Consider the following 26,224-nt stretch of genomic DNA (forward strand, 5'->3'; position numbering starts at 1 on the left):
ATAGAAGAACCAAAAAGGCGAATCATTTCTGATTCGCCTTTTTGGTTTTTTGCGTTATTCCTAATTATTACATGCGGTAGGTAGCGCTTAAGCCGATAGTGCGAGTTTGGCCCACAGAGGCACGTACAGATCTTCCCCCATTGATTTCGTAAATTATGGTTTCGTCGGTTAGGTTTTTAACATAACCATCGATAGTTAGGCTGCCATTAACGTATTGTATGCGAGCATCGGTGCGGACGTAATCGCCAGCTTTGTAGTCTTTTGTGTTATCTAGGTCAGAATAGTACTCGCCAACATAGGTTGCATCTGCTCCAAAGGACCAGTTTTCACCAATATATTGAGTGAACCCTAGGCTTAAGTTTGTTTCAGGGGCGCTAGGAAGGTCATTTCCTTTTGAGGATTCATAATTGTCAATTTCGCTTCGTAGCAAACCAATAGAACCGCGTACTTGAAGATCATCGGTAGCCCAAGCGGTGGCTTCCACTTCTAAACCGTATGTGTGTGCTGCGTCAATATTGTTGATGCGATCATTATACATTGCTTGGTAATTAGAGTAGTCGTTATAGAACAAAGAAGTATTTAGTGTGGTGCCATTTTTGAATTGACTTTTACTGCTCACTTCGTAAGCAATAACCTCTTCACTTTCATAAGTGTAAAACTCGCGTGTTGAGTCCCATTGATAAGCAGAACCACCAGGGCTGTAGCCTTTACGAATGTTGGCGCCTAATGTTGTGGTATTTGATATTGCATGTGTTAAACCGATTTTTGGTAGGAGGTTTGTTTCGCTATCGTCGTGATCAACATCGGTACGGCCATCATTGACAATAAAGCGGTCTGCCTCTTCTCTTTCTACTCTAGCACCACCAATCAAATTTGTTTTCTCAGTTAATGCATAGCTTCCTTCACCGTAGAATGCCAATGTAGTGGTGGAGGTGTCGTTGGCAGTGTACCAATCTTGACCACGGTAAGTGATGTCTGTATCAGTGTCTTTTTTTGATACGAATAAGCCAATGACACCTGTTAGCGTCGCGTCAGGTTGATTGAAGATGATACGGTTTTCAATCGTTGTGGTATTTTTTGTTATGTCGAGTAGTGTCGTCCCAGGATATTCATCAAAGCTTACTTTGCTTTTGCTATAGGCGATATATAAAGCGTTACTGATCCCACCACCTAGATCGTAATCGATGTCTATTGCAATTGCGTCTGTTGTTGAATCTTGCAGACGTGTATTGCGACCACCACTTCCTAAAGTCATCAGTGGTCCAGAAAAGTTATTTTTTTCATCATTTGCCCAGCTTAAGTACTCTCCTTCATACTTATGATGTTCAACGGTTAATTTAGCAGTTAAGTTAGGATTACTTGCAGGCTCCCAAAGCAATTTTCCGCGTACATTGTAGTTTTCTGCATCGTTGACGTCGGGGCCAGTGTCTAGCTCATTGTTTTCTTGAGCGTAGTTCATCCAACCTTCGCCCTTAGTGCCATCGAGTGTAATGCGATATGCCAGCTCATCGTCAATTAAGGCACCTGATGACATCGCTCCTAAGTTGTATTTCAGATTTCCGTTTTCGTAATGTTCGAGTCCGGTCCGTATAGCGGATTCATTGGTAAACGTTGGGTCATTGGTTTTTATTACAACTGCGCCTGCGATCGAACTGGTACCTTGAGTTGTAGATTGTGGGCCACGTAAGACTTCCACTTGCTGGGCGTCCCAGACACCACTTGGCGTGAAATTATAGCCAGACCAATCTTGGGTACCACCATCTATTACGGTAGAAACGCGAGAGCGTGCGCCAGTGATCAAGGCGTAACCACCGGAAGCAGCTCCGTTACCACTCATTCCTCGTATCGCGACATTACCAAATGCAGAAGTGACGACGTTTGGTGCCTGCGTTGCTAGTTCTTTTACATCTTTAGTTTCGCCACTAGCAATATCTTTGCCATGAATAATGGTAACGGCTGTTGTTGTTTCTTTAATGTCTTTGTCTATTTTTTCACCAGTAACGACCAAAGCTGGTAATGCATTAACCTCTTCCGCGAATGCATTTGATGAAACACAAGCCGCATTAATGCTAATGACCGCTAGGGCGATGGTAGATAGGTTGCTTGGGAATTGAACTGATGGATTTATCTTTAAGAGAGACATGCTATTCCTTTTTGCATAAATTAGATAAAGAGTTTGTTAATCTTATTGATAATGATAATACTTCGCAATACTATTAACTGGTGTTTTTTGATTGTTTAATAACTTGAGGAGTGATGGAGCTTTATGTTTTCCAAGAAAAAACTAATAGTCAGCATGCTGGCAGCTATCCCAATGATGAGTTTTGCTGCAAGTGAAGATAATGAAGTTAATTTGTCTGAAGATGCTGAGCAGTTAGATACGCTAGTTGTTACAGCAACAATGGAAGCTAAAAAGATTGAGGATATTCCTGCCTTTGCAACAGTAGTAACTAAGGATGATATCGCTAAATCTACAGTAAACAGTGTGGCCGATTTACTTAGAGAAACAGTAGGTGTTAATAATTTTAGTGATGAAACAGGTCGTGATTCGATTCAGATTCGCGGCTTGGATGGCGGATATACAGTTTTATTAGTAAATGGCAAACGTGTTTCTGCTGGAAGTGCTTTTGATAAAGGCAGTGATACCGATTTCAATAGTGTACCGTTGAATTCTATAGAAAGAATTGAAATTATTCGTGGGCCAATGTCTGTGCTTTATGGTGCGGATGCTATTGGTGGCGTGGTAAATATTATTACTAAAAGGCCGCTTGCTGATGCTGGCTGGACTGGTACTGCAAGTGCAGAAATGCGCAAAATTGAATCTGGGGAAGGTGGTGACCAATATCGTTTAGGTGTGTCTGGAATGGGGGCTATCAGTGATAAAGTAGCTCTTTCCGTTAGCGTTGAAGATTTAAGACAAAAAGCTTGGTTTGCTAATGAGAGTGACATTTCTCCATTGCGTGAAAAGAAAAATGCACAAAACTTAGTTTCTACTTTGACTTGGCAGGTTGCGGATAATCAGGAGGTCGATGTTGACTTTGGTTATAACCACGATGAACGTCCTTACCAAGTTTTTAATACAGGCGGTGCTACGCGCGAGCAAGAAATTACTCGTACCGATTTGGCTATCACTCATAAGGGGCGATGGGATTGGGCGAATACTACTGCTTATATTAAACGTGAAGAAAGTGATATATACGACTATAACTCTCAATATGGCGAGCCTAAAGCCCACTCTGGCCTAGAAGCAAATAACACTTATGCAAAAGGTTATGCTAACAAAGTAATTGGTATGCATGCACTTATGGCTGGTGTGGATTACCAAAATGAGCAGCTAAAAAATAGCTATACACTTTTAGATTCTGGTGAATATAACATAGATCAGTATGGTTTGTTTGCTCAAGATGAAATAGCTTTAACAGATAAGCTCATTTTTACTTTAGGTGGACGTGTAGATAATCACGATATCTATGGAAATAATTTTTCTCCTAAAGCTTATCTTGTATACAACGCCAGTAATTCATGGACTATAAAAGGTGGTGTCACCAAGGCTTTTAAAGCACCAGAAGTTAGTAAATTAAGCGAAGAGTATCGTACCGTAAGTTGTGGAGGATCTTGTACTTTGTCTGGTAATCCTGATCTAGAAGCGGAAACCAGTATTAGTTATGAATTTGGCGTGGATTATCATACCAGAAGTTTAAATGTTACCGCTGCTGTCTTCCGTAATGATATTGATAACTTGATAGAGCGTGAGGTCGGTTATGATAGTAGCGGCAAAGCTAATTCAGCTAAGTGGGTTAATGTTGCTACAGCGATGACACAAGGTTTGGAATTGAGTGCTTCAACTCCTTTAACAGATGATCTTTTATTGAAAGCAAATTACACTTATTTAGATACGGAAGCTGAAGATTCTGATGGTTTAAAAACCTCTTTAACTGGACGTCCGGAACATCAAGCAAGTTTGTCATTCGATTACCAAGTGACGGACACATTGGCAACCTACCTGTCTGTTAATTATATATCTGGTATGCAGTACTCAGGTGCAGGCAATGTGTATAGCACGCTGCCTTCGTATTACCGTACGGATATAGGTTTGACCGCTGACGTTACCGAAAACTTAACACTTCGAGCTGGTATTAAGAATATTGGAGATGTTCGTTTAGATGAAGAAGATACGGGTTATACAACTTATGAGCTTGGTCGTAACTTCTTTGTAAGTGCAGCTTATAACTTCTAAAGTGTTATGAACTGGTTGAAAAGACGTACATGCTAAAAACATGTACGTTTTTTTATGTGTGGGTTTTATAGGTATGAAAAAGCCTCCGCATAGGGAGGCTTAGGAGCATGGGTTGAAAATAGGCTTAACTTTCTTTAATTAGGTTTGGATCATTCAGTGTACTACTTCTTAGCGTTTTTAAGCTGGCCAATAGTATCAATCCAAGTCCCATTGCGACGGTACCAAAAGCAAAGATACTACCTAATGACGAGAGTAGTTTTCCTAATGCTCCGATAGAAAGTGTTCCTACAGAATCACCAGAAGCATCTTGAGCCGTCCATATGCCATTTATGCGACCTAAATAATGGTCAGGGGTATGACCTTGAACAAAGCTGTATTGCAGTAATGAGGTAATAGACACAAGGCAACCAAAGGCTGCCAGAAGGATAAGGGTAAGAGGAAAATAGGTTGTACTGCCAATTCCCATTAAACAGAGAAAAGCAGCAAGGCTGATAAGCATCATTACCAAGCCTGGTTTTGCTACATGATTTGCCCAGCCACTAATAATAGCGCCCATCGTTGCACCTAATGGAACGGCAGAATACATCAAGCCAACTGTCCAGGCGCCACCGCCGTAGACGCTATCAGCAAGGGCTGGAAAGAGCACGCGTATCGCTGTTGTTAAGGTGACTAAGGTTCCCATTATTACCACGCTGGCAACAATTTTATTAGTGCATAGATATGTAAATCCGTCCCATAATGATTTTAGTGGATTGTGAGTTTTTACCTCTTTTGGTCGCATTGTTGGTAAAGACAGAAGAGCCAAAAGTGTTATGCCTGTGCCCACAGCCGCGATCATATAGTTCCAAGCTACATCAGAAACCGCAATAATAACGCCGCCAATAGCTGGTGAAATGACTGTTGCTAAACGCACACTTACCATGCTGATAGCGCGAGCTTGCATGAGATTTTCTCTGCCAACAATAAAAGGCATGCACGCCATTAATGCAGTGACACCCAATGCACCAAAGAAGCCGTCCCAAATAGAGAGAATATAAATGGCCCATAAAGAGGGTTCTGGTAACCATGCATTAATGGCCATAGCGAGAAAACCTAACCCACAAATAGTTCGCGCAAAAAGGATTATGCGTTTACGTTCATACATGTCGGCTAAAACACCACCTAGAAGTAGGCCAATAAACAGGCCTATTCCTTCTAGTGCCATGACGATGCCTACATGCAAGCTGTCGTTGGTTAAAGAATACACCTGTACAGGAATGGACACGGAAAGCATGCCTAAACCGAGTATAGAAATAGTACGGGCAATAAATATATTGCGAAAATTCCTGTGGGTTGCTAATAAACTGAAATCCACAAATATTGATTTTTTCTTGGTATCGCTCACATTCACTCTCTTTTTGAAATGGTTAAGCTAATTCTGATGATGTATCAGAACGATCTTTTAAATTTAATGATGGATCTTGTTTTGCGTCATGAATAAGCTGATTGAGCAATGGCCCCAATGTTTTCAGATGCTCAGGAGATAAAATGTCTTCGTGGCTGCAATGAGCCAAAGTGTGAAAACACACTTGATCTGCATAAGGTGGCCAATCGATGGTTGGATTGATGTAATCAGGCAGCGATTTCTGTGCAATAAAGATATTCACTCTTGCATCATAGGTCGGAGTGGTGGCTTTTTTCAGTAAGCGAACTGCATCTTTATAATTGGCAAGAATTTGCTCAAGCATCTGATTTTGTTCTTGTTTGACAAAAAGTGTCATTTCACTAGGATCTTCATCTGTTATTGCAGTGCTTAGAAGTTGTGTTTGTTCACGCTCCGCGTACATAGCGGCCTCTTCTCCTTGAGGGGCATTCCAATCATGAACTTCGGCTGGATAAGTGTCTAATAGACCTAGGAATCTAACGTCTTCACCTATTTCTCTAAGTTTGGCCGCGACGCCATAAGCAACGGTTCCTCCGAGGGAATAGCCCAATAAATAATAGGGGCCGTATGCTTGTTCTTGACGAATGATATGAAGTTGTTGGTCGATTAGTTCTTCCATCGTCGCGCTACTAGCGATTATGCCGTTGGGTCTAGGAGATTGCAGGCCAATAATAGGGTGTTCACCTTTTAAGTAGCGGGATAACACACTATATTGCCAAGCAAAGCCAGATCCAGGATAGAAGCAAAATAGTGGCGCACCTTGCCCTTCACGAAGGTAAATCAAATGGTCAAAGCCATTTGCGTTACTGGCAGTCATTGCATTGCTGCCATCCATCATGGCTTCCAGCTTTTCGCGGCTATGTTGCTCTGTGTCTTTGCTTAAGAGTCGGGCGAGTTTGGCAACCGTAGAGGTAACCATTATTTGTCCTACTGTAATAGGTCGTTTCACTTCTCTACGTATATCCGCAGCTAGCCTCATGGCGAGTAAAGAGTGACCTCCTAGTGCAAAGAAATCATCTTCAGCTTTGATGTTTTCTATTCCTAAAAGCGTTGTAAACAGGCGTGCCAGCTGACTTTCTAGTCCGATCGATGGTGCTCTAGACACGTTGGACGTGAGCGTGTTTTTTGCTATGTTGGGTTCTGGAAGTGCATTTCGGTCAAGTTTGCCATTGGCACTGAGTGGTAGGCTGTCCAATATGACATAAGCGACAGGCAGCATATGACTTGGTAGTTCTTCGGAGAGCGCAAGTTTAACTGCTGATTCATCATAGTTTGTTGAAGCATTTAATGTGAGATAGGCCACTAACTGGCGATTATCTTGTCCCGTCTTGTTGGCGGTTTCATTATTCAATGTACGGGCTACGACGACCGCTTGTTCGATTGTATTTTGTTGTAGAAGAAGCGTTTCAATTTCTCCTAGTTCAATGCGTTGGCCACGGATTTTGATTTGATTGTCCGCTCTGCCTAAATACTCAATATCCCCGTTTTCTAACCAGCGGACGATATCGCCTGTACGGTACATTCTGTCTCCGGCTTGTCCAAAAGGGTCAGCGACAAACCGAACACAATTGAGTTCTGGGCGATCTAAATAGCCAATAGCTAACTGAGTACCGCATAAATAAAGCTCTCCTGTTGCACCAATAGGGACGGGCCGTAAGTACTGATCTAGCACCCTTAGTTCTGTGTTCCACACGGGTTTTCCAATCGCGACGCCTTGGCCATGTGAAGACAAATCCTCAAAAGCGGGTTTATAAGTCACATCAACAGCGGCTTCGGTTGGCCCATAAAGGTTATGCAGTTGAGCGTTAGAGCAGTCTTTGAAAGCAATGGCTTGTGTTTTTAGCAATGCTTCACCGCTGCAGAATACCTGTTTAAGTGATTTGCAAGTAGGCGAATTATCGTCCTTGCTTTGCATGCTTGCCGTAAAAATAGCGAGCATAGAAGGAACAAAATGCAAGGTGCTGATAGCATATTGGTCGATGGTTTGCATGAGTAGTTCTGGATCGCGGTGAGCTTCAGGGGCCGCCATGACTAAAGATGCACCAACCATTGGCGCCCAAAAAAACTCCCAAACAGAAACGTCGAAACTGCAGGGCGTTTTTTGTAAGACGACGTCGTCAGGGGTGAGGTGGTATTCATGCTGCATCCATAAAATACGGTTGATTATTGCTTTATGGGAAACCAATACGCCCTTTGGACGACCTGTGGTACCTGACGTATAAATTAAATAAGCAGGATGTTCACCTGTAATCGCGCTGGCCGCTATTGGCTTGGTGTTTTTGTATTGATGTGCCGAGTTTTTATCGTAAGACTGGTCAAATAGCTCATCAAAGGCAAGGCGTTTTATGTTTGTATTTATGTTAAGAAAACGGTTTTTTTGAGAGCTCTGGGTGACTAACAATACAGGTGAGGCATCGTCGAGCATGTAGGCGAGGCGATCATCAGGATAACCAAGGTCTAAAGGTAAATAGGCCGCCCCCACTTCAATAATGGCCCAAATGGCCAAGCTTAAGTGACAGCTTCTTGGTAAGGCGACGGCAACAATATGACCTTCAGTAACACCTTCATTGCGCAGCTTTGATGCCAGGACTTGCACTTGATATCGAGCTTCTTGATAATTCAACTGATGTTGTTGATCTGAAAGGCAGAGAGCCTCCGGCGTAGTTTGTGCTTGTATTGCTAATGCCGATTGTAAGGTTAATTCAGGAACAGATTGCTTCGTATCGTTAATACGGGTAATGAAGCGAACTTCCTGAGAGCTAAGACTTTCGTATCGGCACAGTGGTCGTCGAGGGTCTTTAAGACAGATTTCAATAGTTTGCTGCAATCTATGTGCTAAGGCTTCCACTTCAAAATGCGTTAATGCACCACGGTTTTCGATAAGGAAAGTAATTTCTTCACCGGGTAATACTAATAAAGCCAATGGGTAGTGACTATAACCGCGGTTATGAATGTCGCTGACCGTCAGTGGGTTGCCGTCTTTACCTTGTAATTTGGTGTCTAGATATCCGCTGTCCGGGTAGTTTTCCACCACTAATAAAGTATCAAACAAGGTTTGATTCCCCGTTATGTTTTGTATTTCCGCAAGACCAATTGCGTCATGTTCTAAGAGTTCGATATGACGTTCTTGCATGATCGGCAACTGTTCCCAGAGCGATAAAGTAGGGTCTATCATCACGCGAATTGGCAGTGTATTTAGAAATAAGCCAACTTGGTCTTCAATACCGAGGATATTGCTGCTTCGTCCAGAGACGGGCGAACCAAAAATGATATCTTCTTTACCGGATAATAGGTTTAAGGCTTGGGCCCAAAGTGCTTGCATGAAGACATTTAAGGTCACACCACGCTCTTTAAGTTGAGACATTAATTGTTTGCTTGTGGTGTGATTTAAAGAGAGTTTAAATTCGTTGACTTCATCTTGGCGCTGCTCAAATAGCAGGCAAGGTTGTGCTTGATGTATGACTTCCTGCCATTTTTTTAAACTCGTCTGTTGATCACGATTGTATAGTTGCTTGATTACCTCGGTGTAACTATTGGGGATAGGGCTAAGAGAGTTAGTTTGTTGCTGGTAGGCATCAAGTAGGCTGCGTAATAAAAGGGGCGTAGACCAACCATCGATAATAAGATGATGGACAATTAGGATAAGTGCCGATTTAGGTTTTCCTGTTGTTTCATCTTTTCCTAAATCCACATAAGCGGCGTGGATCATACTGCAGAATGTATCTGTCTTGTGTTGTGTTTTTAACAATGTTTGTTCTAGCTCTTCTAATGCAGCTGATTTTTTATCGTCAGGATAAAAGCTGATATCATGCGTACTCAGCGGCCATTGCCATGTTTGTTGTTGAGTATCGGGAATGATGAATACAGGTTCTGCTAAGTGTTCGCTATCAAAAGCACCGGCTAATTGAGGGTAGCGGACTAGCAGGGCATTTAGTGCATCCTGTAAAGTGGAGAGGTCCATTTCACCAGTAAAGTTTAGGCGCGTATATGCGTTGTAATTACCGGAAGCCGTATCCATCATGGTTTCAAATAGCATGCCTTTTTGTAATGGCAGTAACGGTGCAATGTCGCCAATCGGTTCATAATGTAATGATAGTGTACTTAGCTGATCTTGTGAGAGCGCCCATTTCTTGATGTTATCGGATGACGATGTGTCTGAAATAGGTGTAATTTCGATGGCAATTTGTCGGGGAGTGCGTAGTTTGAAAACTTGGCTCGGACGCAATGTATAGCCTGTATTTCGTAGTTCTGTGCAAAGCATAATGGCGCTAATACTGTCGCCACCGAGAACAAAAAAATCGTCCGTCGTGCCAATTTTGTCTATTTTTAATACCTTTGAAAAACAATCACAGAGCCGTATTTCATCTTCATTTTCAGGTAAGGCCTTGGCCTCTAGTGAAGTTTGAACGTCTATTTTAGGTAGAGCTTTTTTGTCTACTTTACCGCTGACATTACGCGGAAAAGATGACATGACGCAAAGGCTGGATGGCACCATGTAATCAGGTAGATTATTGCGTAATTCTGCTAATAATATTTGTCCGTGGTCTTGCTGTTGTTCTGTTGATAAGCCTGGTATCACGCAATAGCCAATTAGTCTGTGGCTGTTATTTAGCGCTTCAGCAATGATAATGGCGCTTTCGACATGCTCTAATTTTGAGAGAGCATTCTCTACTTCGCCTATTTCAACTCGGTAGCCACGGATTTTAACCTGATCGTCTCCACGCCCCATAAACTCTACGTAGCCTTCTTGATTCCAGCGTACGATGTCGCCGGTTCGATACATGCGGGTGCCGGCTTGATCGCTAAAAGGGTCAGCAATAAAACGGCTAGCACTGAGTTCCGCTCGAGCCAAATAGCCGTGGGCTAAGCCTGCGCCTGATATATAAAGTTCACCTAAGACGCCGATGGGAGCAAGCTGTAACTGAGTATCTAAAATATAAGTTTGTGTGTTTGCAATAGGGCGACCAATGATAGGCATATTATGCTGTGTTAGGTCGGCACGCAGAGTATCTACTGTGTATTCTGTTGGCCCATAAAGATTATGAGATTTTAGTTTTGGGTAGCTTCTCAGTTGCTGCCAAAGTGCTGCTGGGCATGCTTCGCCACCAATCAATATTAGGCTTGGTTGATGGTTTGATGTGCCTGATTGATCTGCCATCAGACCATTGTTAAGTAGTTGCGCTAACAGAGACGGCGGCAAGTCCATGGCATCAATTTTGATCTTATGAACCTCTTCTACAATGGCATAGGCGTCGCGTCGTGTTTCTTCATCAAACACATAGAGTTCTTCTCCTTGAATCAGCCAGAAAATCTGCAACCATGAAGAGTCGAAAGAAAATGAATGGGTGTGCGCCGCTCGTAGAGCGCGCCCTGGGTGACGTTCTTGAACCACTTTCTGGGCTGGACGGTAAATTGATTCTTGGTGAGAAAGTAGCAGGTTCAGCATGGCGGCGTGGGTGTTCATCACACCCTTTGGTCTACCTGTGCTACCTGAGGTGAAGATTACATAGGCGATGTCGTCCTTGCTGGGCGTTGGTCTATCTGCTTCTGTAATGTGGGTGTCTGGATGGGTGGCGAGTAACGAGACAAATGATTCATCGTCTAGGTTAATTACAGGCATATTTAACCCTAGCGAGACACTGGAATGGGTCAATAGCAAAACGGGATCTGTATCTTCACACATCATTTCCATGCGTTCTTTTGGGTAATCTAAATCCAGCGGTAAGTAGGTTGCTCCTGTGTTTAGAATAGACATCATCGCGATAACAGATTGAGCGCTACGAGGCATGGCGCAGGCAATGACAGTTTTGCCTTCGGTCTTTTGAAGACTAGGGTGTGCTAGTAAAAAATGACTTAAGCGGTTGATAGCTTGACCTAGTTCGAGAAACGTAAAACGTGTTTCAATGTCTTCGTCTGGGTGGCGGCAGACAAGCGCTGTCGCTTCTGGTTTGTCTACTACTTGTTGCCAAAAAACGTCTAAAATATTGGATACGTTTTCGGGTTCGAATTGGCGCCCTTTTCCCCATTCGATAAGAGCTTTGCGTTCCTCTTCAGGTAGAATGGATAGTTGGGCTAATGGAGTTTCGGGAGCTTTCAGCCAATTTGTTAGCATGGTAAAAAGGCGTAGGCCGTGCTGCTCTAGAGCAGCACGATTATATTTACGAGCATTTGCTCTTAGCTCGAAATACGTTTTTTCTTTTTCGACAATAATGCTGAACTCAAAATCATCCACAGGGCCTGTGGCCAAATGATGGGTAATGCCTGCAATTCCTGCGAAATTGAGTTCGTAGTCAAACTGTTTGTAGTTGATGAGCGTGTTATAAAGCCCAGATGACCCTACCTTACCTATGTCTCGCTGAATTTGTTCTGCGCTGTAGTTTTGGTGGCGACGAATCGTTTTTAAAGAGCGCTTAAATGCTTGTGTGATGTCATGCCATTGCATGTGGGGTTCTAAGTCTATTTTCATCGGCAGCACATTGACCATGGGCGCAACGGATGACACAGATACAGAGCCTAAGCGCCTCATAAAAGGCATTCCAATGACTTGGCTAGTTTGACCTGTTACTCGGAATAGGTAGCTGGTTATAAGGCTCATTAATAGCTCAGCGTTGCTGCTTTTAATTGAGTCAGCCAGTACGTTCAGCTTTTCTAGCTGATTAGGTGTTATTGGCGTGATATGGCGTATTAAGCTTGATTTACCTAGGTCGTTTATAGTGGGTGTATTTGAAAGGCTGGCAGGGGATGGCATGTCAATGCAATAGTCAGTCCAGAATATTTTATCGTTCTGATATCTTTCGGATTCCTGATATGTACTTTCTTCATCTATTACCTGAGCGACTGAAGTAAAAGGTGAATTGGAAATAGGTTGTTTTTTTAACAAGTGATTGTAAATCTCGGCCACTCGTTTGGTGAGAACGGTGAAGCTGAATCCGTCTAACATAATATGATGGTAGCGCTGATACCAAAGCCAGACACTATGACCATTCTCTGTGATGGAAATTAATATCTGTTTCTGTAGCGGCTTTTGGCCGTCATTGGTGAGTGGAAGGTCTTGTTCTGTGTCTGCTTGCATGATTGCCAGCGCTTGTTCGCGACCTGCGTTGTTTCGTGTGAGGTTGATTTTTTCTATGTGAATTTTATTGGCTTCTTTCGGGTCAAGAAGTGTTTGTTTTCCATCTCCGTAATGAGCGAGAACTGTATCGGCTTCACCAAGTGCTAAACGGATGGCTTGTTCTAAATATCCACTTTGAATATTTCCTTTCATTTCTAAGCAGTGCGAAATAGTGTAAAGGTGTTTATCTTCTGATACCTGATCAGCCAGCCATATCCCTTGTTGTGTATTGGTAAGAGGGAGTCTTTTAGATCGCATAATAGGGTTCCTTATCGGCTTTCTGTCACTGTATTATCAAATGGATTAATCGCTTTCCAATGCTGTTCAACGTACGTTACGCATTCACTTCTAGGTACAGGACCTAGCACTACTTCCCATCCTTTTGGGAGTGAGGCGAATTCTGGCCATAAGCTGTACTGCCCCTGTTGGTTTAGAAGCACAAGGAATGACAGTTTTTCATTGTCGAATGGGTTGAGGTATTGGTTATTGTCCATAGGTGTTTGGTCCTTATGACGCGGTATATAGTTGTTAATAATTAGCTATTAAGCGCCTGTAATAGGCTGTGAATGAGACCTTGGCGCCAGCATAGCCAGTCATGACCCCCCCTAAATTCTCGATAGCGAACATGATGTCCATTGCTTTTGAGTGCTTTTGCCATTATTTGGCTGACCTCTAGCATGTCTTTCTCATAGCATCCGGCCTCCATCACAATATTTAGAGGGGTTGTGGTTAAATCTGCATTTGAAATCTCTTGAATTAACCTACCTTCTCCTGGTTGAGAGTCGACATCAGGCCACCAAAATGAACCCGATTGACTGATGGCTGTAGCAAAGTATTCAGGCCAGTGAAAAGCCCCAAAAATAGCGCAAAGGCCACCAAGGCTTTGACCTGCAACGGTCGTTTTTTCAGGTTTATCCGTAATGGGGTATTGAGCATTCACCCATGGGAGTAATTCTTTCTGGATGGCGATCCAGAAATCGGTATTACAAGCAAGCTCAATATTTCTATGAGAAGTGTTAATCGAATCGATGAAGACATATTGGGCTTTCGGAAGCTGACCAGATAAGGTTAGTCCGTCTAGCTCTGCATAAATTGGTAGGTGATTTGCCCAATATTGTCCATCGAATAACAGTACGACAGGCAGTGATTCTTGAGTGTTATTACTTGTTCTGTAGAGCCAAATGCGGCGTTCATTAGTGAGTCGCTCACTTTGCCATATGCATTCTTTTAGGATGCCCTGTGTTTCTACATTTGAATATTTGAACGTGTTTTTTTTATCTTCACTTAGACAAAGGGCTGAGAGTGTTATTCCGTTTCCGTTACTATGGGCGGGTAATAAGTTTAATGGATCAGACTGCGCAGTTAAGCCCATTAATTGGATCCACCATCGGCGAATATATTGATGATTTTTGTGTAGTGGTGGGCGTTGATTGTGTGTGGCTGGCATTAAAAAATAGCTACCAAGCCAGTCGTTTTCAAGTTCTGTTTCCCAGAACCAAACATCACTACCTTTAAGTCGGGTGAAACCTGTCAGCTGCTGGGTGGGATGAGGCGTTTTCGAATAGATATCAATATAAACGGTATCGATATCAGAGCGCTTTCCATCTGGGTCTCGCCAAATAAAGGAGACAAGGCTTTTATTCTCATCGACCTTTACGATTAAAGGTGTCCCTGCTTGCTTAATATCCTGCCACCACTCATGAGAGCCTACATCTTGATGATGGAACAAAGGATTAATAGGTTGTATTTTCTGCATAGTGTTGACTTTAATAATGGCACCTTTATTAAAAGGCGCCCATTCTAAAGTGAAATAGATTTGTCTAAATTCACCTTAGAATAGGCGAGTGTCTTCAATTAGTGTTTAAGGGTTGGAAGTCAGTGCATGTTTGTCTTTTTTAAATAAGTTTGTTAAACGCTGAATCATGTTACTTGAGCTAAAATAATCGAGCCTGAAAGTATCATTTCCTACTGCGTAGATGGAGTTATTAAGGATGGCTGGAGTTTCAGCAAGGTAAGCATTGTTTTTTACCATTGCTTCTTGAGGCGGTTCTGTAGCAAACAAGAGCAATGTGTTTCCGGTTAACGCATCGGGGAAACGCTCACCACTAGCGATGACTATGTCATTGCGTTTTCCCATGCTTAAATCGCCGCGCATCGAATCTGGAATAGGTGACAAGGTGAATCCTAACTGGGTTAAAAGTTGACCCTGAGCCGATTCGGATGTCCAGATGTTGCCCCCTGTACCGTCTCGATAGTAAACCAGTGCGGTTGTTGGTTGAGGTGGGAGTGTTGCCACTTCTTTGAACTGATCTATTTGCTGATTAAACGTATCGATCAGTATGTTTGCATTTTCTTCTAAACCAATGAAGTTGCCCAATACCTTGGCAAGTTGCATCCAGCTTTTATCTCCGTAGTTAATGACTGCTGTCGGTGCGATGTCTTTTAATTGATCGTAGAGCTTAAGGGCTGAATCACCACCTGTTGCGGAGATGAGTATAAGATCAGGATTTTCTCGAATAACCGCCTCCGCATTGTGTTCTGTCTGATAAAGCACCTTTAAGCCTTTCTTCGAGGCACATTCACTCCATTGAGTGAAAAAACCTTGGTCATCAGAGATGTTGGTATTAGGAATTGTTGCACCTGAGCCAATAATGGGAGCATCAATGGCTAACAATGTTCCAGTCATGGTGACACTAGTGGAGACGATTCGTGTCGGTTGCTTGGTGAGGGTGACAGGGCCATGACTCGTCATAAGCGTTCTTGGCCATCCTGATACATCTTTACTTACCTCATCAATTTTTAGCTGCGTGGTACTTTGAGTGCTAACGTCTTTATTGGATGCATCATCACAAGCTGTCATTAAAATGCATAGTGAAAGTAGGCTAGCCCAGAGGGAAAGGCGTTGAGTTCTGTGCGTCATTATCAGAGTTCCTAATGCAAATGATGTCTTTAAGTAGATATTGATTCAATTAACACATATGATAATCATTATCATATGTGTCTTACAAGGCTTATAAATACTTAATTCATGAATGTTTTTGTAGAGGAAATAGAATTGATCGAAAGTACGGGTTTACCACAACTGTTGTGTAGTTTTCTTTTACCTAAAAGTCAGATTGGTAGTAGTAAGTGGTGGAAAGATGTTCACGCGATTGGAGCGCCTTTTATTAAAGTTAAAAACCCTCAAACGAGTGTTGTTCTATTTATTTGGCAGGATCCACATGGAACGGATGAGAAATCTTCAATAGCGAGCGTATTGTTGGATGTGAACTCAATCACCGATCATCACAGTTGGGAACCAGTCTGCCTGCATCGAATAAGTGGTACGGATGTGTGGTTTGGTCAGTTAACTGTGGATTCTAAATGGAGAGGCAGTTACTCCTTCATTCCAATAGAAGAGAACCAGTTGCCAGATCTTGTGCTACAAGCGGGCGATAGCTCAAGAGAAGCTCAACGCGCTTGGTGGATGTCTGTTGCTGGTAACCAAATTCCTGATCCTTTAAATCCATTGCCTGTACTGAGCTCTGGTTGGGGGATAAGTTCACCACTTCACCTTCCTAAAGCCGCAACTGAATTGGGTTGGCAAGAATGGGATCGTGGAGAATTGAATGCTATTTCAGCGAGTCGTGTTAATTCTATCGATTGGTCTTCAAAAGAACTGGGTAACCAGCGAACAGCTTGGCTTTTCTCGACTGCAACGAGTGACGCACCATTGGTTATATTGCTTGATGGACAAAAATGGGGAGCGCCAAGTGGCACGCTATCGGTTCTCCAGTATTTAACAGATACCTCTAAAATAGCACCTGCTCATTATCTTTTGGTGCCTTCAATTGATGGGCTAACTCGCTGGAAAGAGCTGAGTTGTCATCACCCTTTTTGGCAATCTTTGTTAGATGAGCTTTTGCCAATAGTAACGTCAATACTTGCTAAAGACGATTGCTCTGCTACTGATTTTCTTGTCGCAGGCCAGAGTTTAGGTGGGCTTTCTGCTTTGTACGCAGGTATTACTTTTTCAGATGTCTTTTCGAAGGTGATTAGCTTATCAGGGTCTTTTTGGTGGCCTGACAAAGACCGAATGGTTGATCCTGATAATGTTATCGCGTCTAAACCTATTCCAGCCGATAGTCTTGCAGAGCAAATATTGAATGACCGAGTAAGTGTTTCGCACTTAAAGGTTTATCAAAGTGTTGGAACGGGCGAAGAAGATATGTGTGTTTACAATGAGCAGACTCGCCAAGCCATTAAAGGAAAAGGGGGTTGTGTGCGATATGAGGTCTTCTGTGGTGGCCATGATTGGCTCTCGTGGCGCTCTGGCTTGATAAAGGGATTGTTGTTTTTGATTCCTGCTGACATGGCGGATTAACTGAGTTGTTATGTCTAAATCAAAGATTATGTTGGATTTTAGCTTACTAAAAACCAACAGGAATTTTCGTGCAATTTTTATTGCTCGATTAATGTCAGTGTTAGGTATTGGAATGCTAAATGTTGCCGTGCCGGTACAAATATATGAGTTAACGGGATCAAGTTTACAGGTTGGTTTTGCCGTAGCGTTAGATGGAATGGGGATGTTTGTCGGTCTAATGCTGGGTGGTGTTTTAGCTGACAGAATGGATCGCAAATGGCTGATTCTATTTTCGCGCATTATTTGTGGTGTGGGCTTTATTCTGCTCGCTGCCAATGCGTATTTGTCTGAGCCAAGCCTTTGGGCTGTGTATACTATCTCTCTCTGGGATGGCTTTTTCAGTGCCATTGGAATGACGGCATTATTGGCGTCTATTCCTCATTTAGTAGGGCGAGAAAACTTGCCAACAGCGGGTGCATTGAGCATGTTGATTGTGCGAATTGGTTCCGTCATTTCACCCGCCATTGCCGGTGTGGTAATTGTGTCATTTGGGGTGACATGGAACTATACCTTGGCTGCGATAGGTACGCTTTGTACGTTAATTACCTTGGTTACTTTGCCGAATATGAAGCCGCAAGAAGGTGGACCTAAAAAGTATCCGATTCGCTCTTTAATGGACGGATTTAGCTTTGTATTTACGCATAAAGTTATTCGTGCCGTTGTTGCCTTGGGTACGCTAGAAGCAGTCACCAAATCAATTCGTATTTTATTTCCTGCTTTAGCGGCAACCGCGTTTGGTGGCGGGGCGTTTGAGGTGGGGCTCATGTACGCCGCGGTGCCTGTAGGATCGACCTTAGGAGCACTTACTAGCGGTTGGGTTCGTCATGCGAAGAGGCCAGGTATGGTTATGCTGTTCACGGCGTTTTTCTCCTTTTTGTGTGTCTCTGCGTTGGGGTTTATGGGACATTTAGTGTTAATGCTGCTTGCCTTGGCGGTGTTTGGTTATCTAGGGTCGATTGGTGGTTTGCTGCAATACACCATTGTACAAGGTCATACTCCCGATCATATGTTAGGGCGAATTGGTAGCTTCTGGACAGCGCAAGATGTGGTAGGCGATTCTGCTGGTGCATTAGGCATTGGTGTGATTGTAAAAATGCTATCGCCAGTCATGGGCTTGGTCGCGCTTGGCTTTGGTTGTGCAGCAGCAACTGTATTATTAAGCGCAGGAGTGCGTTCGTTAAGAAGTGTCAGCTTGATTGATACGACGCTCTTTCCTGATGATGACGTTGCTAAAAAAGAAACTCTTCAAGCAAAAGATGCTACGGCATAATCGCTCTTTTACTTGTGCAGTCTAAAAAATGGCGATGTCTCAGGACATCGCCATTTTTTTATTTATAGCTTGCTGTTCAACTATACTTGTCGGCCTTTGGGAATGATTAATGGTGTACCCGAAACAGGATCTTCCAGAATCATACAGGGTAAGCCAAATACGTCTTCAATAAGTGCTTCAGTGACTATGTCTTTGGGGGCGCCAGAGGCAATGATTTTTCCTGCTTTCATAGCAATAAGATTGTCAGCGTATCGGCAAGCGTGATTAAGGTCATGCAGAACCGCCACCATGGTATGACCTTGTAGGCGGTTTAAGTCTTGAAATAAATCCATCAGCTCAATTTGATGAGCGATATCTAAGTACGTTGTTGGCTCATCTAATAACAGTAATGGCGTTTCTTGAGCCAATGCCATTGCTACCCATACACGTTGTTTTTGCCCTCCAGAAAGTTGATCAACATGATGCTGAGCGAACTCCATGATGCCCGTTGCTTTCATTGCAGACTCTACGGCTATCTGGTCTTGTTCGCGCCAAGGTTGAAACCATTTTTGATGGGGAAAACGTCCGCGAGCCACTAGATCAACAACTTTTATACCATCTGGAGCAATTGCGCTTTGTGGTAAGAGCCCCAGTATTTTTGCTACCTCACGGGTTGGTAAGCTATGAATGTCTTGGCCATTTAGTCGTACTTGGCCAGATGTTGGTGGCAGCAATCTACTCAGTGCTCTTAGTAAAGTGGATTTTCCACAGCCATTTGGGCCAACAATAATACTGAACTTACCTTCAGGAATATCAACCGAGAGATTGTTGGCGATGATTGTTTGATCGTAACCGAGGGTAACAGATTGGGTCGACAAAGAAAGTTCTGGCAAAGCTTGATAGTCTGTATCGTTTGATTTGTTCTGCTGAATTTCTGTGACTGTTGCTGTCATTTTCTTCCCTCACGAATAATTAAAAACACTAGATAAATACCACCCAAGCTCACGGTGATGAGTCCTACCGGTAATGTCGAGCCTTCCCAGCCATGTTGCGCGATAAAATCTGCGCTAAGTAATAACAAGCCGCCGACTAGAGCGGATGATCCTAATGAGGTGCTCGCGCTGTTTTCAAGACGTTTTGCTATCTGAGGCGCGGCCAGAGCAATGAAGGCTATTGGGCCTGTGATGGCGGTGGCTACAGCGGTTAGAGCAACGCCAACAAACATTAGGGCGAGACGGGTTTTATTCACTGAAACGCCCAGCGCCGCCGCGGTATCGTCGCCCATTTCGAGTAATTTCATACGAGTATTAAGCAAAAAAGCACAAAGGATAAAGACCGTAATGAGTACCGCTGCTGGCAATATGCGCGCCCAGGTCATACCATTGAGTGTGCCTGCACTCCATAGCGCTGCTGTCATTGCTGTTTCCAATGAAACGCTGAGTATCAGCCATTGGTTAAACGCAGAAAGGGTGGCACTAATCGCGATGCCTACAATGATTAATCGAAAACCGGAATGGCCATCTCTATAGGCAAAAATATAAACGAGCAAGGCAGAAAAAAGACCGCCCAGAATTGCGCCCAATACACTGAACCAGTAGAGATTGCCAAACAAAGCAATAGACAGCAAAACCCCGGTAAAGGCGCCCACATTAAAGCCAGTGATGTCAGGGCTACCCAAAGGGTTACGAACCAATGATTGGAATACGGCACCGCTGATTCCTAGCGCCGCACCGATTACTAAGGCGGCAAACAATCTAGATGCTCGCCATTGCCACACAACAATGGATTGATATGGGTCTGCTTGGCCTGTGATAAGTTGCCAAATATCTTGAGTATTTTCGGCAATGTGTTGGCCAAAAAAAAGTGTGGCAATGATCAACGCAAGAGTAAAAGAACAAATGATTTGCTTTGGGTAGTGGCTGATAACATTGGTTATTGTCAGTGTGTAGGTACGATAGATCTTCATAGTCCAGAAGCTCCTTTTTTGCGCACTAAATAAATCAGAATAGGTGCGCCGATAAACGCGGTCACAATAGAAACCCGTAACTCCCCAACAATTAATACACGCCCGATGATGTCAGCAATTAATAGCAATATAGGCGTTAGGATAAAGCAAAAGGGGATGATCCAACGTTGATCTGGGCCCACCATCCAGCGAGCAATATGCGGCATCATAAGACTGACAAAACCAATGGGTCCAGCCGCCGCAGTGGCAGCGCCACAGAGCAATGTAACTGCTATTAGCCCTAACAACTGAATTCGAGCGGGTTTGCTGCCCAGTGCTGAGGCCAAAGAATCGCCTAATCCAAATGCATTAAGAGCTGGGGTAATCGATATGGCTAATAAACAGCCACCGATGACAATAGGGGCGATAAATAATGGGACAGATAACGAGCGAATATCTAGACTACCAACTGCCCAAAAACGCATCTGATCAAATGCACTTGGATTAAAAAGAGTAAGGCCAGAGCTAATACCGCCAAATACGGCGCCAAGGGCAACCCCTGCTAGCGTAAGTTTCAGAGGGTCGGTTTTACCGCCGCCAATGCTGCCAACGAAATATACTAATAAACTGGCTAAAAAAGCGCCCAGAGCCGCGTAGCCAAAAAATTGGGTCAGCTGAGTTGCGCCTAAAAAGACGATGGCAATTGCTATGGCTAAACTGGCGCCTAAGTTAACGCCAAGAATGCCGGGATCCGCCAAAGGATTTCGGGTTATCGCCTGAATCAGTGCGCCAGACGTTCCAAGCGCCATACCGACAAAAAGCCCATTTAAAGTGCGTGGTAAACGACCTTCAATAACAATGGTTTTGGTAAGTCCATGTTCTTTGCCCATGAAGATATTCCACAGAATGTCCATGGAAATCGGCTTAGCCCCAATGCATAAACTGGCGATCATAATAATGAATAAAAATAGCAGCAATGCGAATAACCAAGCATATCGCTTGCTCTTTGACGTAGACATTGTGTTATTGGTCATGACTTTTCACGTCCAAACAGTATTTGTAATCGTTTTAATAAGTTGGTGGTGCTGTAATAGTCCAAGCGAAAGGTATCATCGCCAACAGCGAATACCTGTTTGTTTTGTACGGATCTTGTTTCATGTAAATAAGTGTTATTCATAAAAGCTTTTTCTCTGTCTGTGCTGGCAGAAAATAACAGTGTGGTATTACCTGTTACCGCATCAGGAAATCGCTCTCCAGTAGCAATAATAATGTCATGGCGAATGCCCATACTGATATTGCCTTTTACGCTCTCAGGTACGTCGGCAAGAGTAAAACCAAGCTCTTGTAATAATCGACCTTGTGCAGATTCTGAGGTCCAAATGTTGGCACCTGTGTCGTCTTGGTAGTAGACCATGGCCGTAGTCGGTTGAGGCGGTAAATTGATGGTTGATTTGGTGCGTTCAACTTCTTGTTTGAAGCGTTGGATCATGGTTTGCGCTTGTTCTTCTAAACCTAGAAGGTCACCAAAAATATTCGCAAGTTGCATCCAGCTTTTGTCGTCATACGCAATGACCAATGTGGGTGCGATATCTTTAAGTTGCTCATAAAGCTTGATGGCAGAATCGCCACCTGTTGCAGAAATGATGATCAGATCTGGGTTGGCTTTGATTATCGCTTCGGCATTGGGTTCGGTCTGATATAGGGGGATGATACCTCGAGTTTCTGCGATATCTGCCCACTGGCGCATGAACCCTTGTTCAGATGCAACGCTGGTATTCGCCATGGTGGCGCCAGAACCAACAAGTGGTGCCTTGATGGCGAGTAAAGTACCCGTCAAGGTGACGCTGGTGGACACAATTCTGGTTGGTTTTTTATTGAGGGTGAGTGAACCTTCAGGGGTCATGATTGTTCTTGGCCAACCCGATGAGCTTTTTTCTACCTGATCTATTTTTAATTGTGATTTGTCTGGTAAGGCTGGAGGTGATTGATCGCAACTTGCTAAGATAAGACTTAAAAAAAGAAGAGCTAAAACCTGTTTGAAGTGTGTCATAAAGCGAACCATGTCTAAAATCCTGTAGACCAAAAAGAACGCGTTATTATATAGATGAGAATGGGTTTTTTATACTATTGATAATCATTTGTATTTATTTTTTAATCTTTCGCTGCTTTTATGCAGTAAAACACTAAAAAATAATGCTCTAGGGACTGATAACTTTGAGTTTAGTGAGTTTGGTGCGGTCACCTAATAACCATCCTTGCATGCTTTGGAGGATATTATTTTTATAGGCATAAAACTCAGCTATTGAGCTCAATATGCTGCCATACATTAGGCTTAATACAGGGATGAGTAAGGTGTTTTTGAATTCAATACGGTTAATGATGGTAATGAAGATGAGGCTTGTAGCAAAGCAAAAAGCAATAGTAAATATCATTTTACTGCTGGTACTAGCTTCATGGAAGTGTGGTCAATGAAACTCAAATCATTAGTTTAGTCGTATCAATTGCTGGGCTCCAATCATAAGTGATGCTATACATAGCATCACAAACAAAGCTGATAAGCGTAATATCATGAGAAGTATTCTTCACTTGAAAGAGGCGTTTTTTAAAAAGTATTAGTGCTTTTTCATGGAATAAATGGCATTAACTATTTAAATAAATAGACTGTGTGGGTTGCCAAATAGATGGGTCTCTATGAGTTACAAAAATGATGGTCGCAGATAGATCATGAATTACGTTAATAATTTCCTGTTCTGTTGCCTCATCTAGCGCAGCTGTTGCTTCGTCTAATATTAAGATGGGAGCGTTTTTGATTAGGGCGCGAGCCAATGCTACACGTTGGCGTTCACCTCCTGATAACGCGCTACCTTGCTGGCCAATTGATTGATGTATGCCATCAGGTGAACGATCAATTATAGAGCTGAGTGTAGATTTTCTCGCAATATCTTCGATTTCTTTATCTGAAGCATCTGGCTTACCAATGCGAATATTATCAGCTAAAGTTCCTGTAAATACGATAGGATCCTGTGGCACAAAAGCGATATTAGAAGCCAGTTCATCATAGGTCATTTCATTTAGTTTAATTCCATTAATTGTAATATGACCTTGTGTGGGATCATCAAACCTCATTAGAAGTTCAAGTAGGGTGCTCTTGCCGCTACCACTAGGACCTGTCACTAATACTCTGCTGCCAATCGAAATGTTTATATTGATATTGTTTAGCATAGGAGCATAGCTTACACCTTGAACTGAAATATGGTGGTTATCTGATGCATGCTGTACGTTTGCCTGTGCAGTAGTAGGCTCGGGCAATATTGGTGTGTTTGTAGCGGCCTTATAATTATTTAATGAAGCTCGTAGGTCATTAATGTTTAATCCTGCTGTTGCCAAGTCGCCAAGAGGGGCTGCGGCACGGCTAATCATGATTAGGAGTGCTAATATGGCTGTAGGGCTATTAAATCCAGTAAATATCAAATATGCAGCCATTCCTGCTATAGGCATTATGCTTGCTAACGAAGAAATAAATACGGCGAAAGCAGCCGCTTTATTAGTTTTGATTAACGCCTTTTCCTGATTTTTCCAGCGATGCTCAATTCGTTCTATTGTTCGTACGGGTCCTGCTGCTGTTCGTAATAGCTCAATATGATCAACTAATTCAATAGTTGCTTCTGATGTTTTTGCTTCTGTATCATGTCGCCTTGCATCTGCATGTCCAAGTGCTTTCTGAGATAAGAATTGTGTGATCAATGATAATGTAAGTAATGCGGCGGCAACTAGGGCTACATCTAGACTCACAAGAACATATATACCGAATATTAGAAATAGAGGAATGCATGGTGCATGAAGAAAATTTTGGAGTTGGTGAGCTGGGATGCTCATAAATCCAGGAATACCTTGCCCAGCAATGTGGGCTATTTGTGCTCGATGATCATTGGTAAACCAAGATAATTTAGTACGAGCAAGAGATTGCCCTAATGCTGCATATAAATCGCCAGCGAGTCTAACCCCTGTTAAATAGCCTAAACGGTTCACTAAAACTGTTGCGAAAACAGCAGCGCCAGCGCTGATTAAAATCCATTTAGGTGGCCAATAGTTGATAATCCCAAGAGCCAAAATAGTGTAAGCAATTGCTTCTAATGCGGCTACTAATATCCAGCCAATACTAACAGTAATTAATCGCCTACGTGCGATGGGTGGCAATATAGCGATTGTTTTTTTGTCTGGTGTGTTTACTGCAATGCTCATAATAACTCTCCTGATGTAGTTTTACGCTTCAATTCAAGGTGAGCACTTGCTTTGGTTGCTAAGGCTTTATCGTGCGTAACAATAATAATAGTTTTGTCTTGATTTCGAGCTAAGTGTTCTAGAGATTCAATTAATTTAGTTGCCTTTATTTGATCTAAAGCGCTGGTTGGTTCATCAAGTAATATCACAGGTGCTGGAGATAGAAATACTCTTGCAATACCTATTCTCTGTCGCTCACCACCTGATAGTAATTGAGCAACTGTATTTAAATCGATGTCCAACTGTGCTGTTATAAGGGCTGATTTTAGTTGTTCATCGGTAGCATTTGGGGCTGATAATCTTAAATTTTCTTTTACGGTTGCGGGTAGTACATCAGCACCTTGCGGTATGAGTAGGAAGGTTTCGTGTCGAACTTGTTCATCTAGTTGAGAAATGTCTGTTTGGGCCAGCTGGATATGCCCTTTTTGCAGAGGTTCAAGCCCTGCTAAAATGCGCAAGAGGGTTGTTTTTCCTGCACCACTTGGACCAGTGATTGCAGTCATAGTGCTGGGTTCAAAAATATAGTTTAGTTTATCAAGAGTCTTGACTTTGCCTATAGAGTATTCAGCATCTTTAATTGTAAGTATAGGTGGAGTACCTAACTGTGTTAATTGACCTGTTGGTAATGTAGGCGTCTGCAGCAGCTTTATTATTCTCCCCATTGCTGATTTCCCCGTACTTACATAATCAAGTCCATGTCCGAGACGCAAAGCGGGTGTCACAATTGCTAAGCTGAAAAATAATGTTGCGGCTAATATTATAGTGTTTTGGTCATAAGACACTAAATAGGCAATAGCAAACGTCGCGACAGCTTGTAGCAATGCTACGGCAATCCCTGCAAATGTTGCGACTTTACTTACCCACATAACCATGCTGTTAGTAAAACGTTCCGCTGAATCATGATAAGTGGCTAAAGCTCCAGATTGACGCCCATATATTCTATTTACTCTAATGCCGCGCGCGTAATCGTCAACTGCAGATATCACCTCAGCCATAACCTTCATGCGTGCAGCTCCATCGCGAGCAGTAATGCGTGGTACTACTACGAGATAATATAATGAGGCAATAAGGCCTGGTAATAACACCCAGAGTGTTTCAGGACCAACCATGCTAATTAATAAAGTAATAGAGGCTAGCGGTAAGACTGCTAAGTTAGCAATTTCTGAAGGTAAATGAGCCACCATATGATGTAATTTTGCAATATCATCTGAAACAAGGCTTCTTAAGCTCTGGTCACCTTGTCCAGACAGTGTTGATGCAGGTAAGCGAGTAAGGTGATTGGCAACTTGACGACGTAACTTTCCTGAAAATGCGGCCTCGGCATCGTGTGCAAGCCATGAAGCTGAGGCTGAAAATGCAGCACTTAAAAGCCACAATATTATCGCAGTAATAACCCAATAAGCAGATATATCGCTAATCAATTGAACCATGCACCAAAAGGCTGCGAGCGTGGCTAAGCCAGATAAGGATGATAAAAGCGTCCCAGCAAGAAGCTTAGGCAATGCTGGTTGTAATGTTAATCCTATCAATGGGTTAGTAATAAGACAGCGTAAGTTTGGTTTGCTCATGTTAGCCT

At 42.9% G+C, this 26,224-nt stretch carries 15 protein-coding genes; 3 read left to right on the forward strand and 12 right to left on the reverse strand.

All coding sequences use genetic code 11. From position 1 onward, the window contains the following. Nucleotides 1-67: 67 nt before the first annotated feature. Nucleotides 68-2,143 carry a TonB-dependent receptor gene (locus BUA59_RS01470; protein WP_072837941.1) on the reverse strand — a complete coding sequence of 692 codons (2,076 nt, stop codon included), beginning with the start codon at nt 2,141-2,143 and terminating at the stop codon, nt 68-70. A 123-nt stretch (nt 2,144-2,266) separates the two neighbouring features. Between BUA59_RS01470 and BUA59_RS01475 the strand changes: the two genes are divergently transcribed. Then, nucleotides 2,267-4,237 (forward strand): TonB-dependent receptor plug domain-containing protein, encoded by a 1,971-nt coding sequence (locus tag BUA59_RS01475; protein ID WP_072837942.1) that lies wholly within the window; start codon nt 2,267-2,269, stop codon nt 4,235-4,237. 124 nt (nt 4,238-4,361) lie between these two features. On the opposite strand, the gene entS (BUA59_RS01480) is transcribed toward BUA59_RS01475, so the two are convergent. From entS (BUA59_RS01480) to fepB (BUA59_RS01500), 5 genes are all read right to left on the reverse strand, one after another. Then, a complete protein-coding gene (entS, locus tag BUA59_RS01480; protein WP_072837943.1) occupies nt 4,362-5,621 on the reverse strand; it encodes an enterobactin transporter EntS in 1,260 nt (419 codons plus the stop codon). A gap of 22 nt (nt 5,622-5,643) precedes the next feature. Beyond that, complete coding sequence (locus BUA59_RS01485; RefSeq protein ID WP_072837944.1) at nt 5,644-13,029, reverse strand: non-ribosomal peptide synthetase; 7,386 nt, start codon at nt 13,027-13,029, stop codon at nt 5,644-5,646. A gap of 11 nt (nt 13,030-13,040) precedes the next feature. Beyond that, a complete protein-coding gene (locus tag BUA59_RS01490; RefSeq protein WP_072837945.1) occupies nt 13,041-13,265 on the reverse strand; it encodes an MbtH family protein in 225 nt (74 codons plus the stop codon). A gap of 41 nt (nt 13,266-13,306) precedes the next feature. After that, a complete protein-coding gene (gene fes / locus BUA59_RS01495) occupies nt 13,307-14,527 on the reverse strand; it encodes an enterochelin esterase (RefSeq protein WP_072837946.1) in 1,221 nt (406 codons plus the stop codon). A gap of 105 nt (nt 14,528-14,632) precedes the next feature. Further along, on the reverse strand, nt 14,633-15,691 hold the full coding sequence (fepB, locus tag BUA59_RS01500) for a Fe2+-enterobactin ABC transporter substrate-binding protein (protein ID WP_072837947.1): 1,059 nt from the start codon (nt 15,689-15,691) through the stop codon (nt 14,633-14,635). Nucleotides 15,692-15,826: 135 nt separating this feature from the next. Here fepB (BUA59_RS01500) and fes (BUA59_RS01505) point away from each other — a divergent pair, with 135 nt between their 5' ends. Beyond that, nucleotides 15,827-17,134: an enterochelin esterase gene (fes, locus tag BUA59_RS01505; RefSeq protein ID WP_157789897.1), complete on the forward strand. Its 1,308-nt coding sequence runs from the start codon at nt 15,827-15,829 to the stop codon at nt 17,132-17,134. Nucleotides 17,135-17,144: 10 nt separating this feature from the next. After that, on the forward strand, nt 17,145-18,443 hold the full coding sequence (entS, locus tag BUA59_RS01510; RefSeq protein ID WP_072837949.1) for an enterobactin transporter EntS: 1,299 nt from the start codon (nt 17,145-17,147) through the stop codon (nt 18,441-18,443). A gap of 80 nt (nt 18,444-18,523) precedes the next feature. Here the strand turns inward: entS (BUA59_RS01510) and BUA59_RS01515 are convergent, their stop codons facing one another. The 6 genes from BUA59_RS01515 to BUA59_RS01540 form a co-directional block, all read right to left on the reverse strand. Next, nucleotides 18,524-19,375, reverse strand: a complete 852-nt coding sequence (locus BUA59_RS01515; RefSeq protein WP_084122076.1) for an ABC transporter ATP-binding protein — start codon at nt 19,373-19,375, stop codon at nt 18,524-18,526. Then, nucleotides 19,372-20,388 carry a FecCD family ABC transporter permease gene (locus BUA59_RS01520; RefSeq protein ID WP_084122077.1) on the reverse strand — a complete coding sequence of 339 codons (1,017 nt, stop codon included), beginning with the start codon at nt 20,386-20,388 and terminating at the stop codon, nt 19,372-19,374. Before BUA59_RS01520 ends, BUA59_RS01515 begins: the two co-directional genes overlap by 4 nt. Then, nucleotides 20,385-21,401, reverse strand: a complete 1,017-nt coding sequence (gene fepD, locus BUA59_RS01525) for a Fe(3+)-siderophore ABC transporter permease (RefSeq protein WP_245813070.1) — start codon at nt 21,399-21,401, stop codon at nt 20,385-20,387. Before fepD ends, BUA59_RS01520 begins: the two co-directional genes overlap by 4 nt. Next, entirely contained in the window at nt 21,398-22,417 is a 1,020-nt protein-coding gene (fepB, locus tag BUA59_RS01530) for a Fe2+-enterobactin ABC transporter substrate-binding protein (protein WP_100187382.1), read from the reverse strand. Before fepB (BUA59_RS01530) ends, fepD begins: the two co-directional genes overlap by 4 nt. 590 nt (nt 22,418-23,007) lie before the next feature. Next, nucleotides 23,008-24,609 (reverse strand): ATP-binding cassette domain-containing protein, encoded by a 1,602-nt coding sequence (locus BUA59_RS01535; protein ID WP_072837951.1) that lies wholly within the window; start codon nt 24,607-24,609, stop codon nt 23,008-23,010. Continuing rightward, the gene (locus tag BUA59_RS01540) at nt 24,606-26,216 is read right to left on the reverse strand and encodes an ATP-binding cassette domain-containing protein (protein ID WP_072837952.1); all 1,611 of its coding nucleotides are present in this window, start codon (nt 26,214-26,216) and stop codon (nt 24,606-24,608) included. Before BUA59_RS01540 ends, BUA59_RS01535 begins: the two co-directional genes overlap by 4 nt. Nucleotides 26,217-26,224: the final 8 nt, after the last annotated feature.

Origin of the sequence: Marinomonas polaris DSM 16579, from assembly GCF_900129155.1 — a bacterium.
Lineage (GTDB): Bacteria > Pseudomonadota > Gammaproteobacteria > Pseudomonadales > Marinomonadaceae > Marinomonas > Marinomonas polaris.

Coding starts and splice junctions, on each gene's coding strand:
- BUA59_RS01540 (WP_072837952.1), bottom strand. CDS start 26,216: ATGAGCAAACCAAACTTACGCTGTCTTATTACTAACCCATTGATAGGA.
- fepB (WP_100187382.1), bottom strand. CDS start 22,417: ATGACACACTTCAAACAGGTTTTAGCTCTTCTTTTTTTAAGTCTTATC.
- BUA59_RS01475 (WP_072837942.1), top strand. CDS start 2,267: ATGTTTTCCAAGAAAAAACTAATAGTCAGCATGCTGGCAGCTATCCCA.
- fes (WP_072837946.1), bottom strand. CDS start 14,527: ATGCAGAAAATACAACCTATTAATCCTTTGTTCCATCATCAAGATGTA.
- fepB (WP_072837947.1), bottom strand. CDS start 15,691: ATGACGCACAGAACTCAACGCCTTTCCCTCTGGGCTAGCCTACTTTCA.
- BUA59_RS01515 (WP_084122076.1), bottom strand. CDS start 19,375: ATGACAGCAACAGTCACAGAAATTCAGCAGAACAAATCAAACGATACA.
- fepD (WP_245813070.1), bottom strand. CDS start 21,401: ATGACCAATAACACAATGTCTACGTCAAAGAGCAAGCGATATGCTTGG.
- entS (WP_072837949.1), top strand. CDS start 17,145: ATGTCTAAATCAAAGATTATGTTGGATTTTAGCTTACTAAAAACCAAC.
- BUA59_RS01485 (WP_072837944.1), bottom strand. CDS start 13,029: ATGCGATCTAAAAGACTCCCTCTTACCAATACACAACAAGGGATATGG.
- BUA59_RS01520 (WP_084122077.1), bottom strand. CDS start 20,388: ATGAAGATCTATCGTACCTACACACTGACAATAACCAATGTTATCAGC.
- BUA59_RS01490 (WP_072837945.1), bottom strand. CDS start 13,265: ATGGACAATAACCAATACCTCAACCCATTCGACAATGAAAAACTGTCA.
- BUA59_RS01535 (WP_072837951.1), bottom strand. CDS start 24,609: ATGAGCATTGCAGTAAACACACCAGACAAAAAAACAATCGCTATATTG.
- BUA59_RS01470 (WP_072837941.1), bottom strand. CDS start 2,143: ATGTCTCTCTTAAAGATAAATCCATCAGTTCAATTCCCAAGCAACCTA.